The sequence below is a fragment of the Corynebacterium sp. Z-1 genome (assembly GCF_031844665.1).
Classification (GTDB): Bacteria; Actinomycetota; Actinomycetes; order Mycobacteriales; family Mycobacteriaceae; genus Corynebacterium; species Corynebacterium sanguinis.
In genome coordinates, this window is record NZ_CP134621.1 from 1,021,274 (window position 1) to 1,037,964 (window position 16,691).

Sequence of the window (16,691 nt, forward strand, 5' to 3'; positions counted from 1 at the left end):
GCCACGTAGGCTGGGCCCATGGACGACCAGCAATACTACGACGGTTCGGGCCGCTACGACCGCGAAACCGTGCTGTTTTTCGACGTCGCGCACGAAGGCGCCCAACTTCGGGCGGTGGCCGAGGCGGCGCAGCGGTTGGATTCGCTGCGCGCCGTTGACCCGCGAAGCGTCGTGGTGATCGCGACCGACCAGATCTCGCGCGCCGCGGCCCAGGCCGTGGTGGAGCTGCGCGCGCCCCTGCGGCTGCCGGTGGTAGTGACGCCCGTGCTGCCCAGCTACGTCGGGCCGCTCGACGTCGTTGTTATCGTGGGCGACGCCGCCGAGGATGACGGGGTCTCGCGCGCGCTGATCACCGCGTCGGCCCGAGGCGCCGAGACCGTTCTGGCTGGTCCCGCGCGCGGCCCGCTTCTCGACGACGCCCCCGACGCCACCCTCATCATCCCCGCGCTGCCCACGTCAGCGGGCACCTCGCCGCTGCGCGCATTCGGTGTGTTTACCGCGGTCCTCGACGCGCTCGAGCAGCCAGCGGAGCTGATTTCCACCCAGCTGCAGGCGATGGCCGAGGACGTTGATGAGGAGCTCGTGGGCTTAAGCCCCCAGCGCGATGAGGCGGTCAACGCCGCGCGGCAGCTGCGTGCGTTCGCTTCCGGGGCACGGGTCATCCACACCGGCTTCGAGCGCTGCGGGGCCGCGGTGGCCTCAGTCGCGGCGCAGGTCTGGTCGGCGCGCTCGATGGCGTCGGGGTTTGTGGAGCACCGCGAGCTTGACCGGGCGGTGGAACAACCCGCCCGCGACATCTTCCACGATCCGTTCATCGACGGGGAGCAACACCATGTGGCGCTCAAGGTAGTGGTGTGGAATCAGGCCGACGTCGCGCTCGCCGACGCCACTGCGCAGTGGTGCGAGCCGTCGTCGGTAGGCGAAGAATCGACGGTTGCGCGGCTGATCGTCCGCGCGCTCGCCGCCACCGCAATGGACGAGCCAGCTTAAATCCGGCTTATTGGAAAACCTGCTGGAGGCGGTCCCACCACGTCTTCGGGTCGGTGGAGGTCGGCGGGAGGGCCTGCTCGACCGGGTCCGGCAGCTGCTGGGGAGCAGCGAGCTGCTCGGCCGGGGCACTCTCCGCCGGGTTCTGCACATCGGTGGAATTAACGCCCGGTGACGCGGGCACAGTTGCGTCCGTCGGAGCGGTTGCGGGTGTGCTCGGCGGCGCAGCCGGGGCCGGAGTCTCCGGTGCGGCCTCAGCCGGGGCAGTCGGGACGGGCTCCACAGCCTGCCCGGTGGGACCTGCCGGTGCAAGATCGGTACCCAGCGCGTCGCCCTGCGGCGCGGCAACAGAGGTGGGAACGACGTTGGAGGGGCGGTAGACGCGCGTTGGGGTGGCCGCGCGTGGAGCCGGGTTAACCACGGCGTTCGGCGGGAGCAGCGGATCGCGCTCTGTATTGCCGGCGGCCTCAGGGCTCTGCGTGTTCTCGGCGGCCTCGCCCTCCGTGGGCGCTGTCGACTCCGGCGACGTGGCTCCGCGCATTACGGGCTGGCTCGTCCGCTCGGTGGTGGAGGGTTCAGCCGCATCGGCCTGGTAGGCGGGATCCGCAGAGGAGGTGGGAGAGGACATCTTCCACACAGCCACGCCGACCCCGATGGCGAGGGCAAGGCCGACCGCCATGAAGACAGAAACGATGCGTTTTGAGTCGTTCATGGCGTGCCCCTTTCCCTGAGATTAGTTACAGCTTGGTAACGGTTTGATTCCGACTTTGATTTTATAGCACGTCGGAGGCCATTTGTGAAGCCACCACACCGACGTTCCGGTGGTGCGTACTAGACAGATGGCGTACTAAGGGGATAGCAATGACAGTGAACACCGGTGGCGCACCCCACCTCACCCTCCGCACCACAGACAGGAGACCAACAGCAATGAGCGCCTGGGACAAGGACATCTTCTCGCGGGAAGAAAACGTCGACTTCCTCGATGAGCTTTCCGAGCTCGACCCCGACGACGTTGCCGAGTCCGTCCGAGATGCGGTGCTACTAGCGGCTAACGCGGACTCGGCGACAGAGGAAGAAATCGCCAACGGTCTTGCCGCCGCGACGATCGCAGCGATCTGGTCCGGAGCTCCATTCAGTGCGGGCGAGATCGTCGATAGCTACCCGTTTATCCGCTCCGCCTCGGCCGAGATCGACGAGAAGCTCGCGGAGGCGGCGGTGTCCGTCCTCGAGGCCGCGGAGACCGAGGACGACCAAGACGTCGACCCCTTCGTCGAAGCCCTCTCCTAACTAGCCGCCTCATTCAGCGCGGCCGCGAAGCCGGTGCGAGGGGGCTGGGCGACTATGGTGGGAGCGAACAATCCATGGGCCACAAGTTTCAAGCCCTCTTTATAACTGGGAGTAACGACAAGAAATGAACGACGCGAGCGGCGCAGCCGACCACGGGACCGACCTCACGGCGGATTACAAGATTGCCGATATCAGCCTCTACGAGGCCGGACGCAAGCAGATCGAGCTCGCCGAGTACGAGATGCCGGGCCTGATGCAGCTGCGCCGCGAGTACGCCGAAGAGCAGCCCTTGGCGGGCGCGCGCATCTCCGGGTCGATCCACATGACCACGCAGACCGCCGTGCTCATTGAGACGCTCGTCGCGCTCGGCGCCGAGGTCCGTTGGTCATCCTGCAACATCTTCTCCACCGAGGACGCGGCCGCCGCGGCCATTGTGGTCGGCAAGGACGGCACCCCGGACAACCCGCAGGGCGTGCCCGTGTTCGCCTGGAAGGGCGAGACCCTCGACGAGTACTGGTGGTGCGTGCGCCAGATCTTCAACTGGGGCGAGGGCGTGTACCCGAACATGATTCTTGACGACGGCGGCGACGCCACTATGGCCGTGATCAAGGGCATGGAGTTTGAGAAGGCCGGTGCGGTGCCCAACTCCCAGCCCGGCGACTCTGACGAGCAGGTCGCGTTCTACTCCATGCTGAGCGAAACGCTCGCCGCCGACAGCGGCGTGTGGACGGCGACGGCGGCCGCGGTCAAGGGCGTAACAGAAGAGACCACCACGGGCGTGCATCGTCTCTACCACTTCGCCAGGGAGGGCATTCTGCCCTTCCCGGCAATGAACGTCAACGACGCCGTGACCAAGTCGAAGTTCGACAACCGCTACGGCACCCGCCACTCCGTCATCGACGGCATCAACCGCGGCACCGACGTGCTCATCGCGGGCAAGAAGGCGCTGGTGTGCGGCTACGGCGACGTCGGCAAGGGCGTTGCCGAGGCGCTCGACGGCCAGGGCGCGATCGTGTCCGTCACCGAAATCGACCCGATCAACGCCCTGCAGGCGCTGATGGACGGCTACCGCGTTGTCACCGTCGACGAGGCGATCGCGGAGTCGGATCTCGTGATCACCGCCACCGGCAACCTGGGGATTATCACCTTCGACGACATGCTGAAGATGAAGGACCACGCGGTGCTGGGCAACATCGGCCACTTCGACAACGAGATTGACATGCACTCGCTGCTGCACCGCGACGACGTCAGCCGCACCCCAATCAAGCCGCAGGTGGACCTGTTCCACCTGCCGTCCGGCAACTCGATCATCGTGCTGTCCGAGGGCCGCCTGCTCAACCTGGGCAACGCCACTGGCCACCCGTCGTTCGTGATGTCGAACTCGTTCGCTGACCAGACGATTGCCCAGATCGAGCTGTTCACCAACGGCGCGCAGTACGACAACGAGGTTTACCGCCTGCCGAAGAACCTCGACGAGAAGGTCGCCCGCATCCATGTCGAGGCCCTCGGCGGCACGCTCACGGAGTTGACCAAGGAGCAGGCGGAGTACATCGGCGTCGATGTCGCCGGCCCGTTCAAGCCGGAGCACTACCGCTACTAGGCGCCATGATCATCGCGGTAGAGGGAATCGACGGCGCCGGCAAAAATACGCTGGTTAACGCCATCAAAGACGGGCTCGGCGCGGAGACTCTGGCGTTTCCGCGCTACGCGGAGTCCATCCACGCGCAGCTCGCGCGGGAGGCGTTGCACGGCCGGATGGGCGATCTCGTGGACTCGGCGCACGGGATGGCTACCTTGTTCGCGCTGGATCGGGCGGGAGCCAAGCCGCTTCTCGACGCCTTCACGAACGCCCCGGACAAAATCATCATCCTAGACCGCTACGTCGCCTCGAACGCCGCGTACACGGCAGCGCGCACCGGCGACGATGCCGCCGCCAGGTGGGTCTTTGAGCTCGAGTTCGAGCGCCTCGGTCTGCCCCAGCCCGACCTGCAGGTGCTGGTGGACACCGACCCCGCGGAGGCGGGGCAGCGCGCGCGCCGCCGTGAGGAAAGCGACGCCGCGCGGGTGCGCGACCGCTACGAGCGCGACGTATCTTTGCAGCATGACACGTTCGCCGCGTATGAGCGACTGGCGGATACCGGCTGGGCGGGTCGGTGGGTCAAGGCGTCCGACGCTGCGACTATTATGCAAGCGGTAGAGAACCTACGTTAAGGAGTCGTCGTGCCCCACAGGATTTTGGTCGTCGATGATGACCCAGCCATCAACGAGATGCTGACTATCGTGCTCGAGTCGGAAGGCTTTGAGACGCAGTCGGTGACCGACGGCGCGGCGGCGGTTCCGGCCTTTAACGACTACGACCCCGACATCGTTCTTTTGGATTTGATGCTGCCGGGGATGAATGGCGTGGACATCTGCCGCGAGATCCGCAAGGTCTCCGCGGTGCCGATCGTGATGCTCACGGCGAAAACCGACACCGTCGATGTGGTGCTGGGCCTGGAATCGGGTGCTGACGATTACATCACCAAGCCGTTTAAGCCGAAGGAACTCATCGCGCGTATCCGGGCTCGTCTGCGCCGCACCGAGGAGGAGCCCGCCGAGGTGCTTACCATCGGCGACCTCACCATCGACGTGCCGCAGCACATGGTCACGCGCGACGGCGCCGAGATCGCCCTGACCCCACTCGAGTTTGATCTGCTCCTGGAGATGGCGCGCAAGCCCAACCAGGTCCATGCCCGTGAGGAGCTGCTGGAATCCGTCTGGGGCTACCGCAACGCCTCTGACACCCGCCTTGTCAACGTCCACGTCCAGCGCCTGCGTTCGAAGATTGAGCACGATCCGGAGAACCCGGAGATCGTTTTGACCGTGCGCGGCGTCGGGTATAAGACGGGCAAGCCGGGGGTGTAAGACTTCTGAACACTAACTCCGTTCGGCGGGTGCGGGAGCACGTCGCCGAGGCATGGCGCACGTCCCTGCAGGTCAGGTTCGTGGGCACGGTGCTGATCGTGTCCACCGCGGTCATGCTGGTCCTGGGCTTTGCGTTGGCCTCGGTGGTGGCCCAGAGGGTGACCACCGCGAAGGTGGGCCTGGCGACGACGGAAATCGAGCGCGCCCGGGTGGTGGCCGAGGAGCAGATTGACGGTTCAGGGTCGACGGGGTCAACCCAGACGCGCTTCAACTCCGCGCGCGCCGTGCTGGGGCAGAGGTCGCAGCAGGATTCGGAGGCTGCCGCCGTCTACGAGCCGGTGCTGCTGTTAGAAAACGCCGATGGCTCGCTGACCACCTCGCCGGAGGGCTATGAGGTGCCGGAGCGGCTGCGCCAGTTCGTTTCTGAAGGCAACGTCGCCTACCAGTTCCACGAGGCGCTGCGTTCCGACGGCTCAAGTTACAAGGCCCTGATCGTGGGCACCCCGACCAGCTCGGATATCCCGGGCCTGCAGGTGTATTTGGTGATGAGCATGGAGGCCGAGGCGTCGACCCTCGCGCTGATGCGCGGCCTGTTGGTCTCGGCCATCCTGGTCGTCGTGGTCCTGCTCGTCGGCATCGCGTGGCTCGCCTCACAGCAGATCGTGGCCCCCGTGCGTTCCGCGTCGCGCACGGCGGAGCGCTTCGCGGCGGGGCATTTGCGCGAGCGCATGCCCGTCGACGGCGAGGACGAGATGGCGGTCTTGGCGCTGTCGTTTAACGACATGGCGGATAAACTGTCGCGCCAGATCACCCAGCTGGAGGAGTACGGTGACCTGCAGCGGCAGTTCACCTCCGACGTGTCGCATGAGCTGCGCACGCCGCTGACCACTGTGCGTATGGCTGCGGACATGATCGCCGCCGACCCGGACAGCTTGGAGCCGACCACGAGGCGCGCCTCCGAGCTGATGACGCGTGAGCTCGACCGCTTCGAGGAGTTGCTGGGGGACCTGCTCGAGATTTCGCGTCACGACGCTGGCGTGGCCGACCTCTCGCCCGCGAAGATGGATGCCCGCGCTCCGATTGAAGCGGCGTGGCAGCACACGCGACACCTGGCTGACGAGCTCGACGTTGAGGTGAACTTCATCGTCCCGGACGAGCCGGTGCAGATCGAGGGCGACTCCCGGCGCATCGAGCGCGTGATCCGCAACCTCATCGCGAACGCCGTGGACCACTCCGAGGGCAACCCCGTGACGGTGGAGCTAACGCAGAACGACGAGGCGGTCGCGATCACGGTGACCGACGAGGGCATCGGACTCAAGCCCGGGGAGGAAGATCTTGTGTTTAACCGCTTCTGGCGCGCGGACAAGTCGCGCAAGCGCCACTCGGGAGGCACCGGCCTGGGCCTGGCGATTGCGCGAGAAGACGCCCTGCTGCACAAGGGAACCCTTGACGCGGCGGGTACCGTCAACGTTGGATCGCAGTTCCGCCTTGTCCTTCCGCGAGACCCGCGCACGGGGTTTGTCACCGCCCCGGTTGACCTGAAAGCGCCCACGGCGCGAACGGCGAAAGGAGCCTAAGTGATGCGTAGTTTCCGCGCGCGGCCCAGCCGTGTTGTTTCGGCGCTCGCGGCGCTGACCGCGGGCGCGCTGGTTACGTCCTGCGCCTCGCTGCCGACGGATTCGGCGCCGCAGGTGATTCGCAGCTTTGACGCCCCGACACAGGTCAACCCCGATATCACGCCTGCGCCTGACAGTGACCCTGACGTACTGCTGCGGGATTTCTTCGCGGCCTCCGCGGTGCCGGCGGGCAACTACGAGGGTGCGAAGAGCTTTCTCACGGACGCGGCGCGCCAGGCCTGGGACCCCAGCGCCTCGACGATCGTCGTGGACCGGATCAGCGTGAACACCCTGGCTAGTGGAGGTGACACCCAGAGCTTCAACGTGCAGGGCAACGTCATCGGGGAGTTGCGACCGGGCGGCTCTTTTATCCCCGCGCGCCAGGGTTACGAGGCGACGATGGAGGTCCAGCGCGTCGACGGCCAGTGGCGGATCTCGTCCCTGCCGGCCGGTGCTGTGATCGAGCGCACGGAAATGCGCAACCGCTACCAGCCGTTTAACCTGTACTTCTTCAACCGCGACGGCACTCAACTCGTGCCGGATCGTCGCTGGGTGTTCGCCGAGCGTGACACCTTGGAAACCACGCTGATTACGCTTCTGCTTCGCGGGCCCTCGGAGCGGGTACGCACGGCGTTCAAGTTCGATCTTCCTGCCGAGGCCGCCTACACCGGGGTGGAAGACGGTGCGTACACGTTCACGGGTCTAAGCGGGTTGGGGGAGCAGGAGCGCCTGCGCTTCGCGGCCCAGCTGGTGTGGACCTTGGCCGGTGCCGGTGTGAGCGGGCCGATTGCGATCTACGCCGACGGTGATCCTCTGCTGCCGGGAACGGAAAGCTTCTCACGCGAGGACTTCCCCAACGTCAGCCCGGCGGCGACGGTGGAGGAAGAGCGGCTTTACACCCTGGCGGGTGGACGCCTGTTCGAGGTGGCCGAGGAGACGGCACAGCCGATGGATGGCAGGGTTGCTGAGCAGGGCAATATCGTCGCCGCTGACGTCACCGCGGCTGGTGACTACGCAATCATCACCGGTGCTGAGGGGGACCAGGTGTTCCGCGCGGGAGCGTTTGAGCAGGGTGCGCGCGAGATTTTAAGGGGCGATAACTTCACGCGACCGACGTTTGAGAGCTCAGGCTCCGGGATCTGGACGGTCATGAATGGCCGCCAGGTGCAGCGCGCCGTGCGGGCCCCGTCGGGGGAGTACTCCACGGCGGAGGTGGTTGTCGAGCTGCCGCAGGGCGTCGACGGAAGTATTTCGGTGCTGCGGCTGTCCAACACGGGGGTTCGCGCGGTCATGGTGATCGAGGGCACGCTGTATACCGGCATTGTTGAGCAGTACGGCGACGGCGAGCGCCGCGTGATTAACGTTCTGGAGTACGCGCCGGATTTGGCGGGCAGCGTGATTTCGGCGGACTGGCAGCCTGACGGGTCGATCATCGCGGGTACCAGTAACCCGGGCTCGCCGGTGGTGCGCGTGGAGCAGGACGGTTCGGGTACAACGGGCAAGCCGATTGGAAATATCACCGCGCCGGTCGTGGCTGTCGCGGCGGGGGCGGACATGATCTACGCCACAGACGCGAACGCGGTGCTGCAGCTGCCGTCGGGTGCGACAGACGTCCCGAACTGGCGCGAGGTGCCTGGGTTGCAGGGTGTGCGATCCGTTCCGATTGTGGCCCGGTAGGCCGGAAATGTTTGAGCTGGTCCTGCCGCGGCGCTGCGCGGGGTGCGCGGCGGCGGGCCAGGTTCTGTGCGAAAAGTGCCAACACGCGCTCGCTGCGCTGCCGTACCGCGTGAGTACGGGCGTCGATACGCTCGCGCCCGTGTTCGTGCTCGGCCCGTACGCGGGCGCGCACCGCGGCATTGTGCTGTCAATGAAGAAGCGCGCCAACCTCGCTGTTCGCAGGCACGCGGGCATGCTTCTCGACGCCGCACTGACGCACCTCGAGGCCCGCGGTGAGATCCCGGAGGGCGCGGTGCTGGTGCCCGCCCCGACGCGCCGGGCGGCGGCGCGTGCTCGCGGCGGCGACCCGGTGGAGGCTCTGTGCCGAGCCAGTGGCAGGCCGACGGCCGCGGTGCTGAGCCTGGCGCGGGCCGCGCGGGATCAGTCGGAGCTCTCCGCCGCGCAGCGGCGGGCGAACCTGGCGGGGCAGGTGCGGTGCGCGGCGGTGCCGGCGGGTGTGGTCATCGTGGTCGATGACGTGGTGACGACCGGCTCGACGCTGCATGCGAGCGTCGCAACGCTGCTTGCCCGCGGAGCCGACGTGCGTGCTTGCGTGGCGCTGTGCGGGGCGTGAGTGCCGCGGAGTTGGTGGCACGTTTGCTCACGGGCGGCCGCGGCCCGCTTGTATAGTGGATATACCACCATATTCGCTGCTAGCAAGGGAGGAAGCAGATGACTTCTGCAGACAACAACGACGCCAACGCCGTCTTGAGCCCGGAGGCGCAGGTGACCATCACCGGGCGCAACGTCGAGGTCCCCGAGCACTTCCAGGAGCGCGTCAACGCCAAGCTCGCCAAGATTGAGAAGCTTGATCCGACGCTGAATTTCTTCCACGTCGAGCTCAAGCACGAGCCGAACCCGCGCCGTGAGGCGCAGGCGCAGCGCATCCAGATCACCGCCACCGGCAAGGGCCACCTCGCCCGCGCCGAGGCCAAGGAGGACAGCTTCTACGCGGCCCTCGAGTCGGCGATTGGCAAGCTGGAGCGCTCGCTGCGCAAGGTCAAGGTGCGCCGCGAGATTTCCCGCTCCGGCCACCGCGCTCCGAAGTCCACCGGCCAGATCGCCGCGGAGCTCGAGGCACAGGCCCGCGAGGCGCGCGCAAACGCCGGCGGCCAGTTCGACGTGGACCCGTACGCTGACCAAATCGAGGACGTTCAGCCGGGCCAGGTCGTGCGCCGCAAGGAGCACCCCGCCACGCCGAAGAGCGTCGACGACGCCCTGTCCGAGATGGAGCTGGTCGGCCACGACTTCTACCTCTTCATTGACAAGGAGACCAACCGCCCGTCGGTGGTGTATCGCCGTCACGCGTTCGACTACGGCCTGATCTCGCTCGTGGAGACGGACGACAACGCCTAAATGAGGTTTCCGCAGCGCCGCCTGTGAGGGTTTTCGCCCTTGCAAGGCGGTGCTCGGTCTTTTAAGGGTGACTTCCCAGCGACGGTTGTCAGCCATGGCGGTACTATGGCTGGTTGGCAGTAGTTTATTTCCACCAACATGAAGGACTCCTAGCACGTGTTTGGACTTTCAAAGCTTCTCCGAGCCGGTGAGGGTCGCACCGTTAAGCGCCTCGCCAAGATGGCCGACGAGGTCATCGCCCTCGAAGACGAGTACGCGAGCCTGAGCGACGCTGAGCTCAAGGCAAAAACCGCCGAGTTCAAGCGGCTCATCGCGGACGGCACCAGCTTGGACGAGCTGCTTATCGACGCCTTCGCCACCGCCCGGGAGGCCTCGTGGCGCGTGCTGGGCCAGAAGCACTACCGAGTCCAGGTCATGGGTGGCGCGGCGCTGCACTTCGGGTCCGTCGCCGAGATGAAAACCGGTGAGGGCAAGACCCTGACTTCTGTGCTTCCGGCGTACCTCAATGGCCTTGAGGGCAAGGGAGTGCACATCGTTACCGTCAACGACTACCTGGCTAAGCGCGATGCCGAGATGATGGGTCGCGTGCACCACTTCCTGGGCCTCGACGTGGGCGTGATCTTGTCCGAGATGCGCCCGCCGGAGCGCAAGAAGGCCTACGCGGCGGATATCACGTACGGCACGAACAACGAGCTCGGTTTCGATTACCTGCGCGACAACATGACCCGCTCGACGGCGGATATGGTCCAGCGCGGACACAATTACGCCATCGTTGATGAGGTCGACTCGATCCTGATTGATGAGGCGCGCACCCCGCTGATTATTTCGGGCCCCGTCGACGGTTCGAGCCAATTCTTCACCGTCTTCGCGCAGCTCGCGCCGCGCATGCGCGAGGGCATTCACTATGAGGTGGACAAGCGCAAGCGCACCATCGGCGTGACCGAGGAGGGTGTGGAGTACGTCGAGGACCAGCTCGGCATCGACAACCTGTACGCCCCGGAGCACTCCCAGCTGGTGTCGTACCTCAACAACGCGATTAAGGCCAAGGAGCTCTTCGAGCGCGACAAGGACTACATCATCCGCAAGGGTGAGGTGTTGATCGTCGATGGCTTTACCGGACGCGTGCTGGCGGGGCGACGCTACAACGAGGGCATGCACCAGGCCATTGAGGCCAAGGAAAACGTCGAGATCAAAAACGAGAACCAGACTTTGGCGACCGTGACCTTGCAGAACTACTTCCGCCTCTACGACAAGCTCGCCGGCATGACGGGTACCGCGGAGACGGAGGCCGCCGAGCTGCACCAGATCTACGGCCTCGACGTCGTGGCAATTCCGCCGAACAAGCCGAACCAGCGCGTTGACCATGACGATTTGGTGTACAAAACCCAGGAGGCGAAGTTCGCCGCTGTGGCGGATGATATTGCTGAGCATGTCGAAAACGGCCAGCCGGTGCTAGTGGGCACGACCTCGGTCGAGCGTTCCGAGTACCTGTCTCAGCTTCTCACCCGCAAGGGTGTCAAGCACAACGTGCTCAACGCGAAGCACCACGAGGAGGAGGGCCGAATCATCGCCGAGGCGGGGCTGCCCGGCAAGGTGACGGTGTCGACGAACATGGCCGGCCGCGGCACCGACATCGTGCTCGGCGGCAACCCGGAGGTGCTGCTCGACGCCCGGCTCCAGGAGCAGGGTCTTGACCCCTTCGAGGACGAGGAGCGCTACCAGGAGGCGTGGAACGAGCAGCTGCCGAAGGCGCGCGAGCGGTCAATGCAGCTTGGCGACGAGGTCCGCGAGGCCGGCGGCCTGTACGTTATCGGCACGGAGCGCCACGAGTCGCGCCGCATCGACAACCAGTTGCGCGGCCGTTCGGGCCGCCAAGGCGATCCGGGTGAGACCCGTTTTTACCTCTCCATGCGTGATGAGTTGATGGTCCGCTTCGTCGGCCAGACCATGGAGAACATGATGAACCGCCTCAACGTCCCCGATGACGTGCCGATCGAGGCGAAGATGGTCTCCAACGCGATCAAGGGCGCGCAGAGCCAGGTGGAGAACCAGAACTTTGAGATGCGCAAGAACGTGCTCAAGTACGACGAGGTGCTCAACGAGCAGCGCAAGGTGGTCTACCGCGAGCGCCAGGAAATCCTCGGCGCGAAAGACATCAAGGACCAGATCCGCCGCATGATCACCGACACCGTCGGCGCCTACGTCGACGGCGCGACGGCGGAAGGCTACGTGGAGGACTGGGACCTCGATGAGCTGTTCAACGCGCTCGACTCCCTCTACGGCCCGTCCGTGACGCCGCAGCAGCTTATCGACGGCTCCGAGTACGGCCGTCCCGGCGAGCTCACCGCCGGCCAGCTACGCGAAGCCCTCGTCGCCGACGCCCAGGCCCAGTACGACGCGCTGGAGGCCAACGTCGCCGCGATTGGCGGGGAGGCGCAGATGCGCAACGTCGAGCGCATGGTCATCCTGCCGGTGATCGACACGAAGTGGCGCGAGCACCTCTACGAGATGGACTACCTCAAGGAAGGCATCGGCCTGCGCGCGATGGCGCAGCGCGACCCGCTGGTGGAGTACCAGAAGGAGGGCGGCGACATGTTCCACGCGATGGAGGAGGCCGTCCAGGAGGAAACCGTGCGCCAGCTGTTCATGATGCGCAAGCAGTTCGAGCAGCAACCGGGAGCTGAGACCGCGACGACTTAGAAGGTGGGCCGTTGTGAGTGACAAAAGTTGCACCAGCGTTGCAACTTTTGTCATTTTCCCAGGTGGTGTGGAGGCCTGATGTAAAACTTGTCACTGCTGACCCTCGGCGATTCACCCGCGAAAGGGTTTCTACTGTCGTACCGAGCTCGGACTTCGGGCTTCCTGCTTCCCGCGTATCGTGCGATGGTCGCAGTCATGTTGAAGAACCCGCTAGTCATTCTGCTGATCCCCGTCACGTGCGTGGGGATACTGCTGAACGGAGTGCAGATTGTCACCGGCGACTTCTCCCACCCGCTGTACTCCCAAGGAAAAACCCTCACCTTGCTGGGAGGTATAGGGTGTGTCCTTTACGCGCTCAGCGTTTACCGCCGGCGGCGCCGCGGGAAGTAGCGTGTCGACCTACAGCACCTTGAACGACACTAGGCGCGCGTCGCGCACGCGGGCGACGTAGCCGAAGCGCCGCCCGCCAACGTCGACGGTGCCAAACAACTCCCCGCCCTCGCGTGCGTGGCACGTGACAATGCGCACCGGTCCGCGCACCGCCAAAGCCCTTTGCTTAGCCTTGACGTGGTTGCGCACCCCGAGCGCGTACAGCTTCGATTTAAGAGTCGCCGCGTCGCGGTTGCCAAAGGCCGCGTCGAGGGCACCGCGCACCAGGGGTGAGACGTTAGCCGTGGGCTCGGCGCGGTCTTGGGGCCTGGCCGAGGGCAACTTCCTGGGCACCAAAACGTGCATGTACTGCTGCCCTGGCACTGGGTAGAACACGTTTGCTCCTTACGCGGTTGGAAAGCGGGGTAGGTAGGATTGTGGCACGATTAGGCAGCGCCGCAAGGGCGCTAGCGCACAATAAAGTAAGCACGAAAACTAAGCTCACAGAGAGGTTTCCTATCCTGATGCAGGCACTCATCATTGACTACGCCGGAGTTCTCGACACCGATGCCGAGGACCAGCGCCGGTGGCGCACCTTGATTGAGTCCGTGAAGGACACGGGCATTAAAACCGCCATCCTCTCCAACGTCGAGGCCGAGGGGGAGCAGGCCGACCAGGTGCGCGAGTGGGAGTTCCGCGGGATAGTCGATGCGGTCGTGCTCTCTGGCGAGGTGGGTGCGCGCAAGCCCGAGCGCGCCGCGTTCCAGGCCGCCGCGGACGCGGTCGACGCCCCGCTGGCCGACTGCGTGATGATCGACGACGACATCATGAACGTGCGCGGCGCCGTGGAAAACGGCATGATCGGCATCCTGCACACCGCCTTCGAGCGCACCGCTGTGGAGATCCAGTCCCTGTTCGACATTGAGGGTGAGTTCGAGTGAGGGTCTACATCCCGGCGACGTTTTCCATGCTGGCCTCGCTCAAGGACAACGGCGTTCTCCACCCCCGCAACGGCTGGGGTTTCGCCGCGACACCAAAGCTGACGGAGCTTTTCACCTCGGGCGATCAGGAGGAGATTGAGGCGATTGCGTTCGACGAAGCTGCGTTGGCGTCAATACGCTTGCTCACGATTGGGGACGAGGAGCAGTTCCCGCACCGCCGAGTGGTTGTCTCCGCCGATGTGGAGGCCACCGGCGAACCCGAGATGGGGGAGTCCGTGGTCCGCATCGCGGGGCCCGTTGAGCTCAAAGACGTCGCCGCGCTGCATATCGACGTCGCCGAGGCCGAGGCCGCCACCGCGAAGGCGATTGACAACGTCGATGCCGCGGATCTCGGCGACGAGGACGCCGAGCTGGCGGTGGGCGACGCCCAAGACAACTACATGGCCTTCTACGACCCCAGCGAGCTACCGTTTATCATCGAGCTGCTTTAGCTCCCACTCGTTGTTCGAGTGCAGCGCCTCCAGCAGGCGTCGGACAGCGAGCGCGCGCCTGCCCACCGGGGAGGAGTGATCGAGCTCGTCCCACGAGCACTCCGGGTCGGCGGGCGGGCCGAGGTGCGTGCAGCCGCGCGGGCAGTCCTCCGCTGCCGCGGCGAGCTCGGGGAACACGCCGACGATCTCGTCGGGACTGACGTGGGCCAGCCCGAAGGAGCGGATGCCGGGGGTGTCGATGATCCAGCCGCCGCCGGGCAGCTCGAGCGCTACCGACTGGGTGGAGGTGTGGCGGCCCTTGCCCACCCCGGAAACCTCGCCGGTTTCCCGGTTGGCGTCGGGAACGATGCGGTTGACCAGTGTCGATTTGCCCACGCCGGAGTGGCCGATGAGCGCGGAGAGGCGACCCGTGATGCGTTTGGTGAGCTGCTTGATGTCGTCGTCGATGCCGACCTCCATCACGTCGACGTCGAGGTCTTCGAGCTCCGCGCGGAAAATCGCCGGGTCAGCCAGATCAGATTTGGTCAGGCACACGATTGGGGTGACGCCCCCGACGAACGCGGCGATCAGCGCGCGCTCGACAAACCCGGTGCGCGGCGGGGGATCGGCCACCGCGCTGACAATCAGCAGCAGCTGCGCGTTGGCCACGATGATGCGCTCGTAGGGGTCGGTGTCGTCCGCGGTGCGGCGCAGCACCGAGGTGCGGTCCTCGCGCTTGACGATGCGCGCTAGGGTGTCCTTGTCGCCGCTGGTATCGCCCACCACGCCGACGCGGTCGCCCACCTCGACGGAGACCTTCTTCAGCTCCCGCGCCCGCATGCACTGGACCACCGCCCCGGTGTCGTCGAGCACGACCCCCCAGCGGCCGCGGTCTTTCGTAACCACCATCCCGCCCACTGCGTCGTCGTGGGAGGGTCGATCCTTGGAGCGTGGCCGCGAGCCCTTGCCGGGGCGGACGCGGACATCGGACTCGTCGTAGTCGGAAAACCGCCTCGCCACGAAAACTTACGCCTCCACCATCTCGGCCCACATGGTCTCGAACCCGGGCAGGGTCTTGGCGGTGGTGGCGATGTTTTCGACCTCAACACCCTCGGTGGTCAGGCCGATGATCGCCCCGGCGGTGGCCATGCGGTGGTCGTCGTAAGAGAGCCACTGGCCCCCATGTAGGCGCGCTGGGCGGATGCGCAGGCCGTCGGTGAGCTCCTCGCAGTCGCCGCCGAGCTTGTTGATCTCGGCCGTCAACGCCTTGAGCCTGTCGGTTTCGTGCCCGCGCAGGTGCGCGATGCCGGTGAGCTCGGACGGCGTCGTCGCTACCGCTGCGAGTGCGGCGACGGTGGGGGTCAGCTCACCGAGGTCGCTCATGTCCAGCCGGATGCCGCGCAGCATGCCTCGCGACGGCCCCGTCACGCGCAGGGTGTGGCCACCCGCGCCGTCGGCCTCGAGCACGGTCTCGCCGCCCATGCGCTCCACAATCGTGCGGATCGCGTCGCCCGGCTGCGTGGTGGACACCGGCCAGTGTTTCACGGCCACGGAACCGCCGGTGACAGCCGCTGCGGCGATGAACGGGGTTGCGTTCGACAGGTCCGGCTCGACCACCCACGTGCGCCCGCGGATCGGCTGCGGCGCAACGCGCCAGGTGTGACCGGAGGTTTCGACGGTCACGCCGGCGTCGGCAAGCATGGCGAGCGTCATCTCGATGTGCGGCATCGAGGGCAGGGTGCCGCCGGTGTGGGTGATGGTCACGCCTTCGTCGAAACGCGCGGCGGCGAGGAGCAGCCCGGAGACGAACTGGGAGGAGCCGGAGGCGTCGATCTCCACGGTGCCGCCGCGCGCGTGGGAGGTGCCGTGAACACTAAACGGCAGGCTGTCGCCCTCGATGTCGACGCCGAGGTCGCGCAGGGCGTCGAGGATGGTGGCGATGGGGCGCTGGCGGGCACGATCGTCGCCGTCGAAACGCACCTGCCCGGACGCAAACGCGGCAACCGCGGGCACGAAGCGCATCACGGTGCCAGCGAGCCCGCAGTCGACCTCGGCGCCGTGCAGGTCGCCGGGGGTCACGGAGATTGTCTCGCCCTCGGTGTGAAAACGCACGCCCATGGAGGCGAGCGCCGCCTCCATTAAGTCCGTGTCGCGCGAGCGCAGCGCACCGATAATCGTTGAGGGCCCCTGGGCCAGCGCGGAGAGCACGTAGGCGCGGTTGGTCAGCGACTTTGACCCCGGCACGCTTACGGTGTGGGTGATCGGGGTCGCCGAAAACGGCGCTGGCCACAGTTCAGTCATGCAAACCATCATAAGGACAAACCGCGTGACAGCACCATTATTGC

General features: G+C 66.0%; 16 protein-coding genes. 12 read left to right on the forward strand and 4 right to left on the reverse strand.

The genetic code is table 11. From position 1 onward, the window contains the following. Positions 1 to 18 precede the first annotated feature (18 nt). The gene (locus RIU96_RS05020) at positions 19 to 990 is read left to right on the forward strand and encodes a hypothetical protein (protein WP_136652963.1); all 972 of its coding nucleotides are present in this window, start codon (positions 19 to 21) and stop codon (positions 988 to 990) included. 7 nt (positions 991 to 997) lie between these two features. Here RIU96_RS05020 and RIU96_RS05025 read toward each other — a convergent pair whose 3' ends face one another. Further along, positions 998 to 1,699 carry a hypothetical protein gene (locus RIU96_RS05025; RefSeq protein ID WP_144690331.1) on the reverse strand — a complete coding sequence of 234 codons (702 nt, stop codon included), beginning with the start codon at positions 1,697 to 1,699 and terminating at the stop codon, positions 998 to 1,000. Positions 1,700 to 1,914: 215 nt separating this feature from the next. Here RIU96_RS05025 and RIU96_RS05030 point away from each other — a divergent pair, with 215 nt between their 5' ends. The 9 genes from RIU96_RS05030 (at position 1,915) to secA (ending at position 12,566) form a co-directional block, all read left to right on the forward strand. Next, complete coding sequence (locus RIU96_RS05030; protein WP_136652961.1) at positions 1,915 to 2,274, forward strand: DUF4259 domain-containing protein; 360 nt, start codon at positions 1,915 to 1,917, stop codon at positions 2,272 to 2,274. A 124-nt stretch (positions 2,275 to 2,398) separates the two neighbouring features. Further along, positions 2,399 to 3,874, forward strand: coding sequence for an adenosylhomocysteinase (gene ahcY / locus RIU96_RS05035; protein ID WP_311205158.1), 1,476 nt, complete (start codon positions 2,399 to 2,401; stop codon positions 3,872 to 3,874). Positions 3,875 to 3,879: 5 nt separating this feature from the next. Further along, positions 3,880 to 4,485 carry a dTMP kinase gene (locus tag RIU96_RS05040; protein WP_259789940.1) on the forward strand — a complete coding sequence of 202 codons (606 nt, stop codon included), beginning with the start codon at positions 3,880 to 3,882 and terminating at the stop codon, positions 4,483 to 4,485. Positions 4,486 to 4,494: 9 nt separating this feature from the next. Then, positions 4,495 to 5,178 (forward strand): MtrAB system response regulator MtrA, encoded by a 684-nt coding sequence (mtrA, locus tag RIU96_RS05045; RefSeq protein WP_136652958.1) that lies wholly within the window; start codon positions 4,495 to 4,497, stop codon positions 5,176 to 5,178. 29 nt (positions 5,179 to 5,207) lie between these two features. Continuing rightward, the gene (mtrB, locus tag RIU96_RS05050) at positions 5,208 to 6,755 is read left to right on the forward strand and encodes an MtrAB system histidine kinase MtrB (protein WP_136652957.1); all 1,548 of its coding nucleotides are present in this window, start codon (positions 5,208 to 5,210) and stop codon (positions 6,753 to 6,755) included. Positions 6,756 to 6,758: 3 nt separating this feature from the next. Beyond that, complete coding sequence (locus tag RIU96_RS05055) at positions 6,759 to 8,471, forward strand: LpqB family beta-propeller domain-containing protein (protein ID WP_311205159.1); 1,713 nt, start codon at positions 6,759 to 6,761, stop codon at positions 8,469 to 8,471. Between the two features lie 7 nt (positions 8,472 to 8,478). Further along, complete coding sequence (locus tag RIU96_RS05060; protein WP_311205160.1) at positions 8,479 to 9,084, forward strand: ComF family protein; 606 nt, start codon at positions 8,479 to 8,481, stop codon at positions 9,082 to 9,084. A 98-nt stretch (positions 9,085 to 9,182) separates the two neighbouring features. Further along, entirely contained in the window at positions 9,183 to 9,866 is a 684-nt protein-coding gene (gene hpf / locus RIU96_RS05065; protein WP_136652955.1) for a ribosome hibernation-promoting factor, HPF/YfiA family, read from the forward strand. A 156-nt stretch (positions 9,867 to 10,022) separates the two neighbouring features. Further along, complete coding sequence (secA, locus tag RIU96_RS05070; protein ID WP_136652954.1) at positions 10,023 to 12,566, forward strand: preprotein translocase subunit SecA; 2,544 nt, start codon at positions 10,023 to 10,025, stop codon at positions 12,564 to 12,566. 399 nt (positions 12,567 to 12,965) lie between these two features. Here the strand turns inward: secA and RIU96_RS05075 are convergent, their stop codons facing one another. After that, positions 12,966 to 13,331 (reverse strand): hypothetical protein, encoded by a 366-nt coding sequence (locus RIU96_RS05075; RefSeq protein WP_259810134.1) that lies wholly within the window; start codon positions 13,329 to 13,331, stop codon positions 12,966 to 12,968. A 128-nt stretch (positions 13,332 to 13,459) separates the two neighbouring features. Between RIU96_RS05075 and RIU96_RS05080 the strand changes: the two genes are divergently transcribed. Together RIU96_RS05080 and RIU96_RS05085 are read left to right on the forward strand one after the other, a co-directional pair. Next, positions 13,460 to 13,876 carry an HAD-IA family hydrolase gene (locus RIU96_RS05080; RefSeq protein WP_144317325.1) on the forward strand — a complete coding sequence of 139 codons (417 nt, stop codon included), beginning with the start codon at positions 13,460 to 13,462 and terminating at the stop codon, positions 13,874 to 13,876. Then, positions 13,873 to 14,367: a DUF6912 family protein gene (locus RIU96_RS05085; RefSeq protein ID WP_136652951.1), complete on the forward strand. Its 495-nt coding sequence runs from the start codon at positions 13,873 to 13,875 to the stop codon at positions 14,365 to 14,367. The genes RIU96_RS05080 and RIU96_RS05085 overlap by 4 nt, the downstream gene beginning before the upstream one ends. Here RIU96_RS05085 and rsgA read toward each other — a convergent pair. Then, positions 14,341 to 15,366, reverse strand: coding sequence for a ribosome small subunit-dependent GTPase A (rsgA, locus tag RIU96_RS05090; protein WP_259792641.1), 1,026 nt, complete (start codon positions 15,364 to 15,366; stop codon positions 14,341 to 14,343). The genes RIU96_RS05085 and rsgA overlap by 27 nt on opposite strands. 6 nt (positions 15,367 to 15,372) lie before the next feature. After that, positions 15,373 to 16,656 carry a 3-phosphoshikimate 1-carboxyvinyltransferase gene (aroA, locus tag RIU96_RS05095; RefSeq protein WP_259807013.1) on the reverse strand — a complete coding sequence of 428 codons (1,284 nt, stop codon included), beginning with the start codon at positions 16,654 to 16,656 and terminating at the stop codon, positions 15,373 to 15,375. Between the last annotated feature and the right edge of the window lie 35 nt (positions 16,657 to 16,691).